Origin of the sequence: Paenibacillus sp. FSL R7-277 (genome assembly GCF_000517965.1) — a bacterium.
Taxonomy (GTDB): Bacteria; Bacillota; Bacilli; order Paenibacillales; family Paenibacillaceae; genus Paenibacillus_AQ; species Paenibacillus_AQ silagei.
Map to the genome: position 1 here is coordinate 102,914 of NZ_ASPX01000009.1, position 13,245 is coordinate 116,158.

At 52.8% G+C, this 13,245-nt stretch carries 12 protein-coding genes; 5 read left to right on the forward strand and 7 right to left on the reverse strand.

Going from position 1 to position 13,245, the window contains the following annotated elements:
- Nucleotides 1–55 precede the first annotated feature (55 nt).
- The 3 genes from C173_RS04500 to C173_RS04510 form a co-directional block, all read right to left on the reverse strand.
- Nucleotides 56–1,762 carry an ABC transporter ATP-binding protein gene (locus C173_RS04500; protein WP_036722841.1) on the reverse strand — a complete coding sequence of 569 codons (1,707 nt, stop codon included), beginning with the start codon at nt 1,760–1,762 and terminating at the stop codon, nt 56–58.
- A gap of 326 nt (nt 1,763–2,088) precedes the next feature.
- Nucleotides 2,089–2,556: a tetratricopeptide repeat protein gene (locus C173_RS04505; RefSeq protein ID WP_051477817.1), complete on the reverse strand. Its 468-nt coding sequence runs from the start codon at nt 2,554–2,556 to the stop codon at nt 2,089–2,091.
- Nucleotides 2,557–2,642: 86 nt separating this feature from the next.
- Nucleotides 2,643–3,836: an ATP-binding protein gene (locus C173_RS04510; protein ID WP_235191767.1), complete on the reverse strand. Its 1,194-nt coding sequence runs from the start codon at nt 3,834–3,836 to the stop codon at nt 2,643–2,645.
- 268 nt (nt 3,837–4,104) lie between these two features.
- On the opposite strand from C173_RS04510, the gene C173_RS04515 reads away from it, so the two are divergent.
- A complete protein-coding gene (locus C173_RS04515) occupies nt 4,105–4,902 on the forward strand; it encodes an AIM24 family protein (RefSeq protein ID WP_036722844.1) in 798 nt (265 codons plus the stop codon).
- 57 nt (nt 4,903–4,959) lie between these two features.
- Nucleotides 4,960–6,465 carry a GNAT family N-acetyltransferase gene (locus C173_RS34435; protein WP_063830874.1) on the forward strand — a complete coding sequence of 502 codons (1,506 nt, stop codon included), beginning with the start codon at nt 4,960–4,962 and terminating at the stop codon, nt 6,463–6,465.
- A gap of 99 nt (nt 6,466–6,564) precedes the next feature.
- Here C173_RS34435 and C173_RS04525 read toward each other — a convergent pair whose 3' ends face one another.
- Together C173_RS04525 and hprK are read right to left on the reverse strand one after the other, a co-directional pair.
- Entirely contained in the window at nt 6,565–6,849 is a 285-nt protein-coding gene (locus tag C173_RS04525; RefSeq protein WP_036722845.1) for an alpha/beta-type small acid-soluble spore protein, read from the reverse strand.
- Between the two features lie 72 nt (nt 6,850–6,921).
- Entirely contained in the window at nt 6,922–7,839 is a 918-nt protein-coding gene (hprK, locus tag C173_RS04530; RefSeq protein ID WP_036722846.1) for an HPr(Ser) kinase/phosphatase, read from the reverse strand.
- Between the two features lie 148 nt (nt 7,840–7,987).
- Between hprK and C173_RS04535 the strand changes: the two genes are divergently transcribed.
- Entirely contained in the window at nt 7,988–9,649 is a 1,662-nt protein-coding gene (locus C173_RS04535; RefSeq protein WP_051477818.1) for a histidine kinase N-terminal 7TM domain-containing diguanylate cyclase, read from the forward strand.
- A 161-nt stretch (nt 9,650–9,810) separates the two neighbouring features.
- A complete protein-coding gene (locus C173_RS33320) occupies nt 9,811–11,214 on the forward strand; it encodes an S-layer homology domain-containing protein (protein ID WP_063830875.1) in 1,404 nt (467 codons plus the stop codon).
- A 61-nt stretch (nt 11,215–11,275) separates the two neighbouring features.
- Here C173_RS33320 and C173_RS04545 read toward each other — a convergent pair whose 3' ends face one another.
- Nucleotides 11,276–11,782, reverse strand: a complete 507-nt coding sequence (locus C173_RS04545; RefSeq protein ID WP_036722848.1) for a GNAT family N-acetyltransferase — start codon at nt 11,780–11,782, stop codon at nt 11,276–11,278.
- Between the two features lie 163 nt (nt 11,783–11,945).
- Between C173_RS04545 and C173_RS04550 the strand changes: the two genes are divergently transcribed.
- Nucleotides 11,946–12,314, forward strand: a complete 369-nt coding sequence (locus C173_RS04550; RefSeq protein ID WP_036722850.1) for a DUF1304 domain-containing protein — start codon at nt 11,946–11,948, stop codon at nt 12,312–12,314.
- 42 nt (nt 12,315–12,356) lie between these two features.
- Here C173_RS04550 and C173_RS04555 read toward each other — a convergent pair whose 3' ends face one another.
- A complete protein-coding gene (locus C173_RS04555) occupies nt 12,357–13,178 on the reverse strand; it encodes a methyl-accepting chemotaxis protein (protein WP_036722852.1) in 822 nt (273 codons plus the stop codon).
- Nucleotides 13,179–13,245: the final 67 nt, after the last annotated feature.

The window sequence follows — 13,245 nt, forward strand, 5'->3', positions numbered from 1 at the left end:
CTATCTGCCCCCAGCATAGTTCAGGCACAGGATCGTCCACAAGGTAAAAGATAGTTTAATCCGTTTGCCCCCTGCCGTTATTCCACAGCGTACGGAAGGACGGGCAGTCCCGGATCAGGGAATCGAAATCCCCTTCCCCCGCCAGCCTGCCTTGCTCCATGACCAGAATCTGGTCCACGCCGCTGATGAAATTCAGCCGATGCGCGATAATAATGACCGTCTTATGCCTGAACTCCGCGAACACCGTCTCCATCAGACTGCGCTCCGTAATATTATCCAGGGCCGATACCGGCTCATCAAGGATGATCAGATTCCGCTTTTGCAGGATCGCCCGGGCAAAAGCCAGCCGCTGCCGCTCCCCGCCCGACAGCTTCAGCCCGCGCTCCCCAACCCGCGTCTCCAGCTTCTCCGGCAGCTCCAGTACCTTCTCCTTCAGATGAACCTTGTCCAGCACTGCATACAGCTCCTCATCCGGGACCTGCTGCTCAAACACCATGTTGCCCCGGATAGTGGTGTCGAAGATCGGACTGTCCTGCGACAGATATGAGATGTGATCATAGTAGCTGTCCAGACTCAGCTCATCAATATCCGTGCCGTCTACCAGCAGCTGTCCGCCGCTTTTTTTGAGCAGGCCCGTAATCAGCTTAATGACTGTTGACTTCCCGCTGCCGCTTAAGCCCACCAGGGCAACTGAGGTTCCGGGCGCGACTGAGAAAGACAGCCGGTCCAGCACCTGCACCTCTCCATAGCTGAACGATACCTCCTTGAATTCGATGCTGCCCTGTAGCAGCGCAAGCGCCTTGCCCTGCTCCAGATTCCGGTCCTCGGGGGCATTCAGGAATGCCTCGAACCGCTGATAGGTCACCCTGTTCAGCTTATAGCCGACGAATAATACGTTGAAGATGGCGATTGGCGTATAGATTTTCTCAATGAACATGAACAGCGCGACCATGACCCCGACAGAAGCCTGCCCGGAGACCACATTCTTCACGCCGTACAACAGCACAATCACCTTAATGACCGTAATGAATAATTCGAATAAGGCGAAGAAGGATTCATGAATCATCTGCAGCTCCGCGCTCTGCCTGATAATCTGCTGTGCCGCCTTGTTCAGTCTGCCGATCTCCTGCGCGTACTTCTTGTTGGTGCGGAAGACGACCAGCTCCATGAAGCCGCGGACCCCGTACCGGGACATGGCCTCCTGCTGTATAAGCACCGATTCCTTGATCCGGTAGAGAACTTTCAGCAGAACATTCGTTAACAGGAAGATGACCACGTACCCGCCCGCAATTACCAGCATGATCCTGAGGTCATAGTAGCTGATGAAGAGCAGGCTGAAGAGAATGGTGGGCAGCAGCTCATGCAGCGTCTTCAGGATAAAAGAAAACAGAATGCTGTTCCCGGCCGCCGCGCCGTTCTCAATCACCTTGATCATCTGGCCTGTGCCCATGTTCTGATAGGCGGAATAATCCATTCTGGAGATTTTGGACAAGGCCATAATCTTCAGTCTTTCTGTGATGCTGTTCGATAGATAGGCGCTGGGATATTCATCCGCATAATTCAGCAGGACATTCAGGCCGAGCAGCATCCCGTAGAAGACAACCCCGTAGAGGATTTCACGGAAGCCCGTTCCCGCCACCGCCTGATCCAGAATCCGCTGAAAGACAACAATACCCAGGCTGCTTAAGAGCTGAATGGCGAAGCCGAGACCTATATACAGAGCGGCCCACCCTCTGAGGTGGACAAGACATTTTTTTAACATGATCACAATCTCCAATCTTATTCATAAGAGTATGGCAAAAAAGCCGGGAACTCTCCTCGCCACTCCGCGCCAAATACTCCTGCCTCAGCAGTGTAGTCTTCAAGCGGAATAACTCAGTGTCCCGGCTCACAAAGAATGACCTTCCAGGCACCGTTCAAGAATCCAGTTAACTGTGACCAAGAGGACAGACCTCCCCCTTGGTGGCTGGTACGCGTTCTACCCAGCCCGATAACTAGTTCCTTGCGACGGTACGGAATGGCATCCATTTCACCTCTTTGATAAGATTGACTTTCATTGTATGCCTCGGCCAGACCGGCCGTCAAGCCCTAGTGCTTCGTTTCTTTTGCCGCATCCGAATCCGCATCGGAACTGGCATCTGAAGCGGAATCCGCTTCGGCAGCTTCTTCTGCATCCTCGCTCTCCTCGTCCGCAGCGGCCAGCGCCGCCTTCTCACTGCGGCTCCATTCCAGGAATTCGAGGGTATCCTGATCCTCAGGGTCCAGCTTGTTCGCCTTCTTGAACGCTTTGATCGCCTGATCGTACTCGTCCAGATAATAGTGGGCGTAGCCGACGCGGAAATGCCACAGCGGGTCTTTTTTACCCTGATCTGCCGCTTTGTTGAACCATTTAAGCGCTTCCCGGTAGCGGCCCAGATTGTTGAGCGCCCGGCCCAGATGTACCGCCAGCTCTTCATCGATCAGCGGTGTCGGCACCTCTTTGATGCGGGATACGATTTCTTCATATTCGTCCGCCTCATGCCAAGCGTTCAATTGCGCGATTAATTCTTCTCTCATTACCCATAGCCTCCCGGTTAATAGTTCCAAGTTCTCTTAGAGATACTTTATCATTTTCACACCAAGTTTCCCACTGTTGCCGTGCGCTAGGCCGGGATAATGATCCGGAAGACAGTTCCCTTGCCCTTCTCGCTGGTAACCTCAATACGGCCCTTGAGCTTGTTAATCGTGTTATAGGCCATGACCATTCCGAGCCCTGTCCCGTCTGCCTTGGTGGAGTAATACGGCTTGCCCAGGCGCGAGATCTCATCCTTGGTCATTCCGACACCGGTGTCGCGGATGGTAATGATAATACTCTGTCCGCTCGCGAAGACAGCAATAGACAGGACCGCATCCTCCACCCCATCCATCGCTTCAATCGCATTCTTGTACAGATTAATCAGGCATTGCTGCATCTCATTACTGTCATAATGGGTGCTAAGCGGGTTGTTGAAGCTGAATTCAACCGCAACCTTGTGGATCGTGGCATACGGCAGGATCACATTCTTGGTGTACTCACATTCAGCCTTCAGGTTGGAGTAGACCCGGCTCTCCGACTGCGGCTTGGCAAAAGACAGATAATCGCTGATAATCTTCTCCGCCCGGTTCAGCTCCAGCAGTGACAGCTCAACATACCCCTTCTCCTCCGGGGAGAGGTTCTTGGAGAGATTCAGCAGCTGCAGGAAGCCGCTGGTCACGGTTAACGGATTGCGCATCTCATGGGAGACACTGGCCGCCAGCTCACTGACCACATTCAGCCGCTCCGACTGCATAATCCGCTCACGGTTCCTGAGATTCGCCAGGATCTGCTCCAGCAGGATCATTAGGATCGCCATGACCACCGCGTGCGTAGTTAAGGCATAGAAGGCAAGCGTCCAGAACTGGGTATCCAGCTTATTCATGATCTGGCCCAGAATGATCAGATAACAGCCCATCGTCAGGACCGCGATAGAGGTAGCCCACAAGATCCGTCCCTTGGGCTTAGAACGGAGAAATCTGGCGCTTATGGAAGGAACCAGAATGAGGACTGCTGTCGAAAAAAGTAAAGATTGGACGGTTCCCTCACCGCCTATGTAGAAACGGTACACATTCAGAATCACATATAAGGGCAGGGTATGTTTGTACCCTCCATACAAGGCCGCAATCACAAACGGAACATACCGCAAGTCAAAGATGAACCCGGTCTCCAGCCGGATCGGCTTGGCGATACACAGGATCATGGTGGCGGCGATGAGCAGTACAAGAATCTTATGATTGTAGGCGTGGGGCCTGTTCTCGAAGAAAATCAGAAATATCAGCACCGGAAACAGCATAAACAAAAAATTGAGCAGCAGCGTCTCAAACAAGGCTAACTTCCTTTCGGTTCTAATGCTGGTGTCAAGAGATACGTTTGTATTCTGAGCACTATACTTAGAACATTACGCTAACCTGATATTAGAAGTAAAGGATTATTGTATGCGTTTTTTCTCCCGGAATTCAAGGAACCCCGCGAGAAGTGTCGAATACGTATGCTTTGAAGGCTTGATGCACAGCATTGCATAACTACAGCAACCGAAGGAGCGGGTATCGATGGCTTTTACCATTAATAATCTGAAGGACAATTCCAACGTAATCATTAAAGAGCAGCTAGGCGGCTTCAGCATCATCGAATACAAAGAGGATCTCAGCACCACTACCCGGTATGAAGCAGAGACCAACTTCTTCATGAGTAAGAGCAATATGCGCAACAAGCAGCTGATGATTGAGCTGAATAACAATGAGGTGATGCTGAGCGCCGGAGCCATGCAGTATATGATTGGCAATATCGAGATGACCTCCGGCATCAAAGGCGTAGGAGGACTAATGCGTAATATGCTGTCTGGGGCGGCAACCGGAACCAGTGCCGTCAAACCGCTCTACAAGGGAACCGGAACCATCCTGCTGGAGACCACCTACAAATACCTCTGGCTGATTGATGTGGACAACGACCATATCGTAATCGATGACGGCATGTTCCTGGCTTGTGAGACTACGCTCGACATCTCCGTTGCGGCACGCAAAAACATTTCCTCTGCCGTCCTCGGCGGTGAAGGGCTGTTCAACCTTAGCGCGCGCGGCAAAGGGATTCTTGCCCTCGAAGCCCCCATTCCTTCCGAGGAAGCTGTCGTGGTCGAGCTGCAGAATGATGTGCTGAAGGTGGACGGGAACTTCGCTCTCATGTGGTCCAACTCTCTGGACTTCACGGTCGAGAAGTCAGGTAAGACCCGTCTGGGCTCCGCCGCCTCAGGCGAAGGCCTGGTCAATGTGTACCGGGGAACCGGCATGGTCTGGCTGGCCCCGCTCATGAATTACAGAAACAGCCTGCTTCAGGGCACGCCTACTTCATAATAATGCTGGGGTACCGTCCCACCCGCATGAACCCAATCGAAAGGAGGCCCTGTCTTTATGTCCATTCAAGCTGTGCTGTTTGATTTCGATGGAACTCTGGCAGACACCCTGCCGTTATCCTTTCGTGCCTTCCAGGCTGTATTTAAGCAATACGACCAGAGAGAGGTCACCCGCGATGAGCTTGTCGCGATGTTCGGTCCCACCGAGGAAGGCATCATCGGCGGAAATTTCACAGATCCGGCTTCGGTTCCACAAGCAATAGAGGATTATTATTCAATATATAAGCAGGGGCATTTCGAAGAATTCCAGAATAATGAGCACATCCTTGGATTACTTCAAGCCTTGAAGGCTCAGGGAATGAAGCTTGGAGTCATTACCGGTAAAAGCAGACGGGCCTATCACATATCGGCCGGAGCGCTGGATCTGGAGCGTTTCTTCGATATCTCGATTACCGGCGATGATGTGGCAAAGCCAAAACCTGATCCCGAAGGTATACATTCGGCATTGCGAACACTGGGCATTGAACCATCCCAGGCCATATTCGTAGGGGACAGCAATGCGGATATTCTCGCAGGCAAGGCTGCCGGAATGAAGACCTACGCTGTCCGCTGGCTACCCACCTTCCAAAGTCAGGCTTATGATCTTGCGCCGGACGGCATTCTGGAGAATGTTGCGGAGTTCCAGCGGCTTCTCCAATTGAATAACATTATACCAATGACCTACCATTCCAAGCAGCAGGCAGCGGACATTAAAGCGTTGGAGCAGCAGTGCAGCCAGGCCGATTCTATCCAATTAAGCTCAGACCTGGAGCATCTCGTCAAGGAAGACGGCGACCATGCCCTGCTCTGCTACCGCGAAGATCAGCTCATTGGCCTGCTTAGCTGGTTCTCTGCGGACAGTGATTATGCGCAGATCAATGCCATGGTCCATCCGGATTACCGCCGGCAAGGTGTGTTCCGCAGCCTTGTGAAACGTGCCAGAGCAGACATTGAGCCTCTTGGCGTACACCGGCTCAGCTACAAAATTCCCGCCAGCTCGCAGACAGGACTATTGGCGGCGCAGGCCCTGGGCGGGGATTTTGACCGGTCAGAATACGCTATGTCCTACGCCGGTATGAATTCCGCCAGCCCGCTTCCTTCAGAGCTAATCCTGCTTCCCGCTGTGCCTGAGGATTTCGAATTCATGGTCTCCTGCTCCTCCCAGGCCTTCGGAGAACCGGAAGACGATACGCGCAAGTACTTCACACAGACAGATGAGCCAGAGCGGATAACGTATATCGCTTGGACAGGGAGTGAACGAATCGGCCTGATCCGGGTCAACTATATCAATGAGGATACGGCTTTTATTCATAATTTCTGTATCCTGCCTTCCCATCAGGGGAAGGGGGCTGGCGAAAAGGTACTAAGACAGACCGTCGGTATCCTGTCGCAAAAGCCCTACCCGGTTATTCGCCTAAGTGTTGTCACCGGGAATGTCCGGGCGCTGAATCTCTATCTCCGTGCCGGATTTAAGATTAATTCAGAGTATAAATATTACAGCGGCAGCCTGTACCTTGAACCGTAATTGCAGCTTTAACTACAGTCAGCACATGCCAAAAAAGATCCTCTTTCTGATTAAGAAAGGGGATCTTTTGCACGCGGGCACACATATCTTATATCGCATCTATGACTTCTGCTTACCCGCCAACTGCTCCTGTGCCAGACGCACCATCTCGCGAACCATCGAGCCTCCGATGCGGCCGCCAATCTGTCCCGCCGACTCAGTCGTCAGCTTGCCGTTGTTTCCGGCCTGCAGCGGAATGCCCAGTTCCTTCGCCACCTCGTATTTCACATCGTCCGGGTGATTCGGATCTACGTGATATCCTTCCTGCCTCATAACCTCCGCTTTGAACGTCTGCATTCCCTGGGCGGAACCTGGTACAGCATATTTTCTGCTTCTTCTCGCCATTTAAGGACACACTCCCTTGCTGTCTTTCCCCTAAGTTGCCCAGGAGTGTGGACCTTCATTCCCTGTCGTCCTTTAAGACTGCATCCCGTCCTCAATCCGCTGCATGAATTCTTCCACCGCGCTGTAGCCCAGCTGCTTGAGATACCAGTTGTTCGCAGCCGCTTCAATCAGACCGGCTACATCGCGGCCCGGCTGAAGCTGGACCTCGATATGCGGGATTTGCACCCCGAGATATTCGGTGAACTGGGGCACCAGCTCCAGCTCATTGTTGAGCGAATTCTCCTGCCAGGGGGCAAGCTCGATATCGAGCACGATCCGCGTCTCATCCTGGAACGCCCGCCGCCCATACTGCCGTACGACGTTGATCAGGCCGATGCTGCGCAGCGCCAGGAATTCACGTGTGGTCTCATTATGGGTCCCGAGGAGAGTCGCCGGACCCAGCTTCTTCAGCACCACAATATCATCAGCCACGAAGCGGTGGCCCCTGCGGATCAGTGTATGCGCCGTCTCGCTCTTGCCGATCCCCGACTTGCCCCGCAGCAGAATCCCTATTCCCGATACGTTAACGCATACCCCGTGTATAGACAGTTCGGGCGCCAGCGTCTTCACCAGGAAGCTGTCCAGCTTGGCGATGAACTCGGTGGTCACCTCCGGCGTCCGCAGCAGCGGAATGCCTTCCTGGTCACAGAACAACTTCAGGTAAGGAATCTCCTGCTGGCCGCTGGTCACGATGAAGCAGGGCGGATGGTATTTGACGATGTTGCCGATATGCAGCATACGCTCCTCTACACTCAGCGTTAACAGGTAGTTGATCTCTTTACGTCCAAGGACCTGCACCCGCTCCATCGGAAAAAAATCAAAATAACCGACAAACTCCAGACCCGGTCTGTGCGTCCTTGGACGGGTGATGTTCCGGTCCATCCGGCCCGCTCCGGCGAGCACCTCCAGATGGAATTTCTCTACAAGACTCTGCACGCTAATAGATTTCATGAGATCCCCTCCCAATCCAATATTTCCCGATAGATTTATCTAAAAATCTTGTAATCTGCACACGCTAATTATATATTAAAAACAATATATAAGACCTAAGACCCACAAAAATCTATAAATACTATTAAAATCAAGAAGGTGTAACATATTGGCCTTAGCCTCTTGGATTGACCTGATTATGTGCTTCCTTCTGTTCCTGCTGCTCATCTATATCGTGGCTACGGTCACCATTACCAAGCTGCACAAGGTCTATTTAGGGTTCCATTTCTCCATGCTGATCTGGCCCTACTGCCAGTTTGCCATAAGAACTGTGGATGATCCTCTCTATCAGCTCTTTTATGTGAAGCTTGCCTTCGTGGATGCTTCCCTGCTGGGCCTGGGCTGGATCTTCTTCACGATTCTGCTCGCGGGACAATCCCAGTTCCTTAACAGAAAAATAGTGTCCGCGCTGGTGATCCCTGCAGTACTGACCTCCCTTGGAGTGGTGCTCAATCCTTATGGATGGTTCGTCCGTCCGGTGAACGGAGGGTATGTGGAGCGCATCTACGGACCTATTTTCTGGATCAGCATGACCTTTCTTGTCATTAACGCCCTCGTGTCCATGTATGTCATCTACGTGGCTCTGACCTCTAATCAGGCTGCACGGGTCAAGAATCAGGTTATGTATATGCTCAAAGGCATTACAGCCCTATGCGTCTTCCTTATGATCGATGTGCTTCTCAATGTCATTCTGGATGACTATCTGCCGGTAATTCCGGGCTTCACTTCGCTGGGTATCGTGGTGTCGGCTACATTCTTTGTGATTACGATCCACCAGGACAAAGTATTCGATATCGTAACTATCGCCCATCAGGATATTATCAATACCATGGAATACGGAATTCTCGTGCTGGATGACCAGGAGCAAGTGGTAGAGATCAATCATGCCTTGCATCCCTATATCCCTCTTGTGACGGGTGCGGCGTTCAACATGAGCAGCTATCTGCCAGATGAACCTGCCATGAAGATCGAGTCCTTCCTTGAGAAATACCATGAGCATCCGCTGGAGACGGCCGAGCTGGAAATTCTGCATCCCCTTATCCAAATGGTTGTCAGTATTCATGCAGCACCCATTATGGTGAGCGGCAGCCGGGTCGGACGGATTGTCACCTTCCAGAATGTTACCGAGATCCGGCGTCTCATCGATGAGACGAACCAGCAGAATGCCATCCTGAAGGAACGCAACGACTCGCTGGTGAAGGTACAGGAGGAGCTGTTCCAGACGAACGGCAAGCTGAGGAAGCTGGCGATCACCGACAGCCTGACCGGCTGCTACAACAGGCATTATCTGATGCAGCAATTGGAGCAGGAGGCGCTGCGGGTCAGCGACACCCGGACACCTTCGACTATTATACTGATCGACATCGATTTTTTCAAAAAAATCAACGACCAGCACGGCCATCTGGCCGGAGATATGGTCCTGTGTAACACAGTGGAGCTGCTGCAGCGCAGCCTGCGGCCCTCCGATATTCTGGCCCGCTACGGCGGAGAGGAATTCATTATCTATTTGCCGGATACGAATGGAGCCGAGGCGCGCCGTCTGGCCAAGCAGCTGAAATCCGAGGTTGAGCACAATACCATCCACATCGATTATATCGATGAGCCTGTGTCCATCACCATCAGCATGGGACTGCTCAGCATCGCTGAATTCAAGATCCCGCCTGCCATCGAGGCGAACACCTACTTGAACGACCTGTTCAAGTCTGCCGACAAAGCCCTGTACGCCGCCAAGCATCAGGGCCGGAATCAGATTGTTGCGGTGGAGGTATAATTGGATATTATCCTTGTATCATGAGCACTAGCCGCATAGGCAGTGCTTTTTTTGCGTTTATTTATAATTTTGATTATTTTATTTTTGCTGGAACCTTTTTGACTAAGCCGCCGTCTATGATCACAAATAAACCACAAACTACTCTTACGAGGTGACTGGACATGAAGAATACATTCAAGATGATAACCCTATCCGCAGCCGCCGCTCTGGCGCTCAGCTTCACCGGACAACAATTCGCCTCGGCCGCAGCCTTCAAGGATATCCATAACGTGCAGGATAAAGACAAGATTATCGCGCTTCAGAACAGCGGCCTGATTAAAGGCATCAGCGCGGATCTGTTCGGCCCGAACCTCAGCATCACAGCAGCCCAGGGGGTGCAGATGATCGTGAGCGCGCTTGATCTGAATCTGGATACGATCCGGTTCGTGAAGGAGCCGCATGCCACCGACTATTTCAAGAACGCGAGTGACTCCGCCTGGTATGCGCAGGCGCTGATTATTGCCGGTGTGCACGGCTTGGACCTGCCTGCCGATCTGAAGCCTGGTGAGAAGCTGAACCGCGAAGAATTCACCTACCAGCTCATTGATGCGATGGAGAACACGAACCGCCTGCCGCTGATTAAGCCGGTGGCGGTAGAGTACGCCGATCAGGATCAGGTGAAGGTAGAATACTCCGGTGCCCTGCAGCGTGCGCTGAATTACGGTGTCCTGAAGCTGGATACCAGCGGTAAGCTTAACCCGAAACAGGAGATCACCCGTGCGGAAGCGGCTGTAGCCATCAGTAATGCACTCGCTTATCTGAAGGCACATCCGGCACCTGTTGCTGCGGATGAGGTCCTGACCGCAGAACAAGCTGTGCAGGTTATTAAAGAAGCAGTCGGTCCTGAAGCCGGCCTGCAGATCAAGATTGCTCCGGCGGCCAGCATGTCACGTGAAGCCTTCACGTATCTGTTAATCCATACCTTACAGACCAGCGGTCAACTGCCGATGATTAATGTCATTCCAGAAGACGTGAAGGACGGTGATCAGATCGACATCCTGAACTCGGGAGCTATCCAGACCGCCCTTGCCCTTGGCTTCGTGGAGCTGGATGCCGACGGGAACTTCAATCCGAAGGCGGCAATTACCCGTCCTGAGGCTGCTTCCATCGCCGGAAATGCCGTGAATTATCTGAAGGCCCATCCGGCACCCGGTGCTGTAAGCAAGACAATCACCGCAACCGAGGCCGTCCAGTTCATCAAGGACGCTGCCGGACCTGAGGCGAATCTGCAGATCAAGATTGATCCGAACATGAGCGTAACCCGCGAATCTTTCACGTATCTGCTCATCAACACGCTCCAGACCAGCGGCCAACTGCCGATGATCAAGCTGATCCCGGTGGAGATCAAGGATAATGACAAGATCAATATCCAGAGCTCGGGAGCCATTCAGACCGCGCTTGCCCTCAAGATCGTGAAGCTGGATCAAGACGGAAGCTTCCGTCCCCAGGACGGCGTCACCAGCGCTGACGCAGCGGCAATGATTAGCCAGGTGAAGGCCATCCTGAGCGGAAAGTCTGCGAAGTAAGCAACATATGCGATTTATCTTACCCCTTCTGCAAACATGCGGGAGGGGTTTGTGCTGTGTTTTACAGCAGCAGCACCATCAGATCCTCGTCCAGATACTCGCCGTCAAGCTTCATCGCCCTTGGCTCTGTGCCGTAGCAGACGAATCCAAGGGATTCGTAGAGCCTTTTGGCAGACAGATTACTGGAGGTTACGGTCAGCGTAAGCTGCTCCAGCCCCGGCGCGCCCTTCGCCCGCGCAATCAGCTCCAGCATCAGCGCGCGGCCCACGCCATGTTTGCGGGCAGCCGGATCTACATATACTGCATAGACATTAGCTTTGTGCTGAATCTTGGGCCTGCTCTCCCGGAACAAGGTTGCCATTCCCGCCAGCCTCTGTTCCCCCTCCAAGAAGGCGCCCAGGGTGAAATGCTCATCGGAGGAATCCAGCCTAATCCGGGTAGTCTCGATAGACAGCTTCGCTTCCGATTCATAAGAGCTAAGGAAAGCTTCCGGGTGCTGCTGCAGCGACTGCAAACGAAGCGCCCGGTAGCCTTCGGCGTCTGAGGGGGTCAGTGTTCTGATGTACATTTCCTTCCTCCCTTACAATATGGATGCAATAAATTGACAAAAGGCAAGTATTTGGTTATATTTAGGTTTGTAAAATTATATTTTGCGCAATATAAATCAATGAAACACTAACACTCAGATTCACATTACTTAAATTCCTATCACTTGAAAAGAGGGACTTCTTATGATGACTGTAAGTTTAATTCTTGTTGCCTTAGTAGCACTAGAGCATGTGTACATACTTGTACTGGAGATGTTCCTGTGGACCACCCCGAGAGCACAGAAGGCGTTCGGATTGACCCCCGCCTTCGCACAGGAGACGAAATCGCTGGCAGCCAATCAGGGCTTATATAACGGCTTCCTCGCAGCCGGTCTAATCTGGGGGCTGCTGCATCCAAGCGCGGACTTCGGGTACCAGCTGCAATTGTTCTTCCTGATCTGTGTGGCGGTTGCGGCCATCTACGGCGGACTTACCTCCAAGCGATCCATCCTACTGATGCAAGGCCTCCCGGCCTTTCTGGCGCTGGCGGCCACATTGATCGCCCATCTGTAAAATTCGCGGACCGATGCAGGCAGCTTCCTCTCCGCTCAAGCCTTACAGCTTCTGCGCGAACTCGTTCAACTGCTCAGACATTGCCCGGATCTCCTCAATGAAGCTGGAGATCTCATGCGTGGAAGCCGCCTGCTCCTGCCCGACGGACGCAATCTGGCCTATGGCTTGACTGATCCCTTGCATGGCCGACTGAATCTCACTCAGGGTGTCCCTGATCCGCTGCGCCGATTGCTCGGTTTCCTTCGAGAATCTGCGGATCTCCTTAGCCACAACGTCGAAGCCCCGGCCCCGCTCCCCGGCATGGGCGGCTTCAATCGCCGCGTTAATGCCAAGCAGGTTCGTCTGGTCAGCCACCTTCCTCAGCACCGCCAGAACCTCACTGCTTTTACGGACACTATAAGCCGTTGCATCCGATTGAATCAGCAGCTTCTGCGAATAATCGGCAAGCAGGCCTGAGCCGTCCGCGACCTGGCTAATCCGCGCATTGGCCTGATTCAGGGACAGCGCCATCCGGTCCGCGATCTCCCGCAGCTCCGTCTGCCTGCGTACCTGAATGCATACCGCCCCACAGACCTCCTCATCCTCCCCATGTACCGGCAGAACCGTACCCACAAATTCATACCCGTAATATTCCCTGGGGACATTAGCCACCGAGTATTCATCCTGCTTCAGCGCATGATACAGAGGCTCATCTGCCTGAATGATCTGCCCTGCCCGGATGCCCAGATCAATGGAATCACCGGGGTAATAGGCAAGGAACTTCTCTGTGTCGCAGATGGCAATTGAGATATCGTAAGGAAAAGCAGCTTTCAGAATGGGTGCCAGATTCATTAGTTCTTCAAGGGAGCGGACGATGTTTTTCATAGATGCGGTTCTCCTTCTATTTCAGGTAGCTTCACGGTACAGTGAAATCTTGAGTTAAGTTCGACAT

Excerpts from the sequence above, each read along its gene's own strand:
- C173_RS04550 (WP_036722850.1), top strand. The coding sequence starts at position 11,946 with ATGATGACTGTAAGTTTAATTCTTGTTGCCTTAGTAGCACTAGAGCAT.
- C173_RS04555 (WP_036722852.1), bottom strand. The coding sequence starts at position 13,178 with ATGAAAAACATCGTCCGCTCCCTTGAAGAACTAATGAATCTGGCACCC.
- C173_RS04505 (WP_051477817.1), bottom strand. The coding sequence starts at position 2,556 with ATGAGAGAAGAATTAATCGCGCAATTGAACGCTTGGCATGAGGCGGAC.
- C173_RS34435 (WP_063830874.1), top strand. The coding sequence starts at position 4,960 with ATGTCCATTCAAGCTGTGCTGTTTGATTTCGATGGAACTCTGGCAGAC.
- C173_RS33320 (WP_063830875.1), top strand. The coding sequence starts at position 9,811 with ATGAAGAATACATTCAAGATGATAACCCTATCCGCAGCCGCCGCTCTG.
- C173_RS04525 (WP_036722845.1), bottom strand. The coding sequence starts at position 6,849 with ATGGCGAGAAGAAGCAGAAAATATGCTGTACCAGGTTCCGCCCAGGGA.
- C173_RS04515 (WP_036722844.1), top strand. The coding sequence starts at position 4,105 with ATGGCTTTTACCATTAATAATCTGAAGGACAATTCCAACGTAATCATT.
- C173_RS04545 (WP_036722848.1), bottom strand. The coding sequence starts at position 11,782 with ATGTACATCAGAACACTGACCCCCTCAGACGCCGAAGGCTACCGGGCG.
- hprK (WP_036722846.1), bottom strand. The coding sequence starts at position 7,839 with ATGAAATCTATTAGCGTGCAGAGTCTTGTAGAGAAATTCCATCTGGAG.
- C173_RS04500 (WP_036722841.1), bottom strand. The coding sequence starts at position 1,762 with ATGTTAAAAAAATGTCTTGTCCACCTCAGAGGGTGGGCCGCTCTGTAT.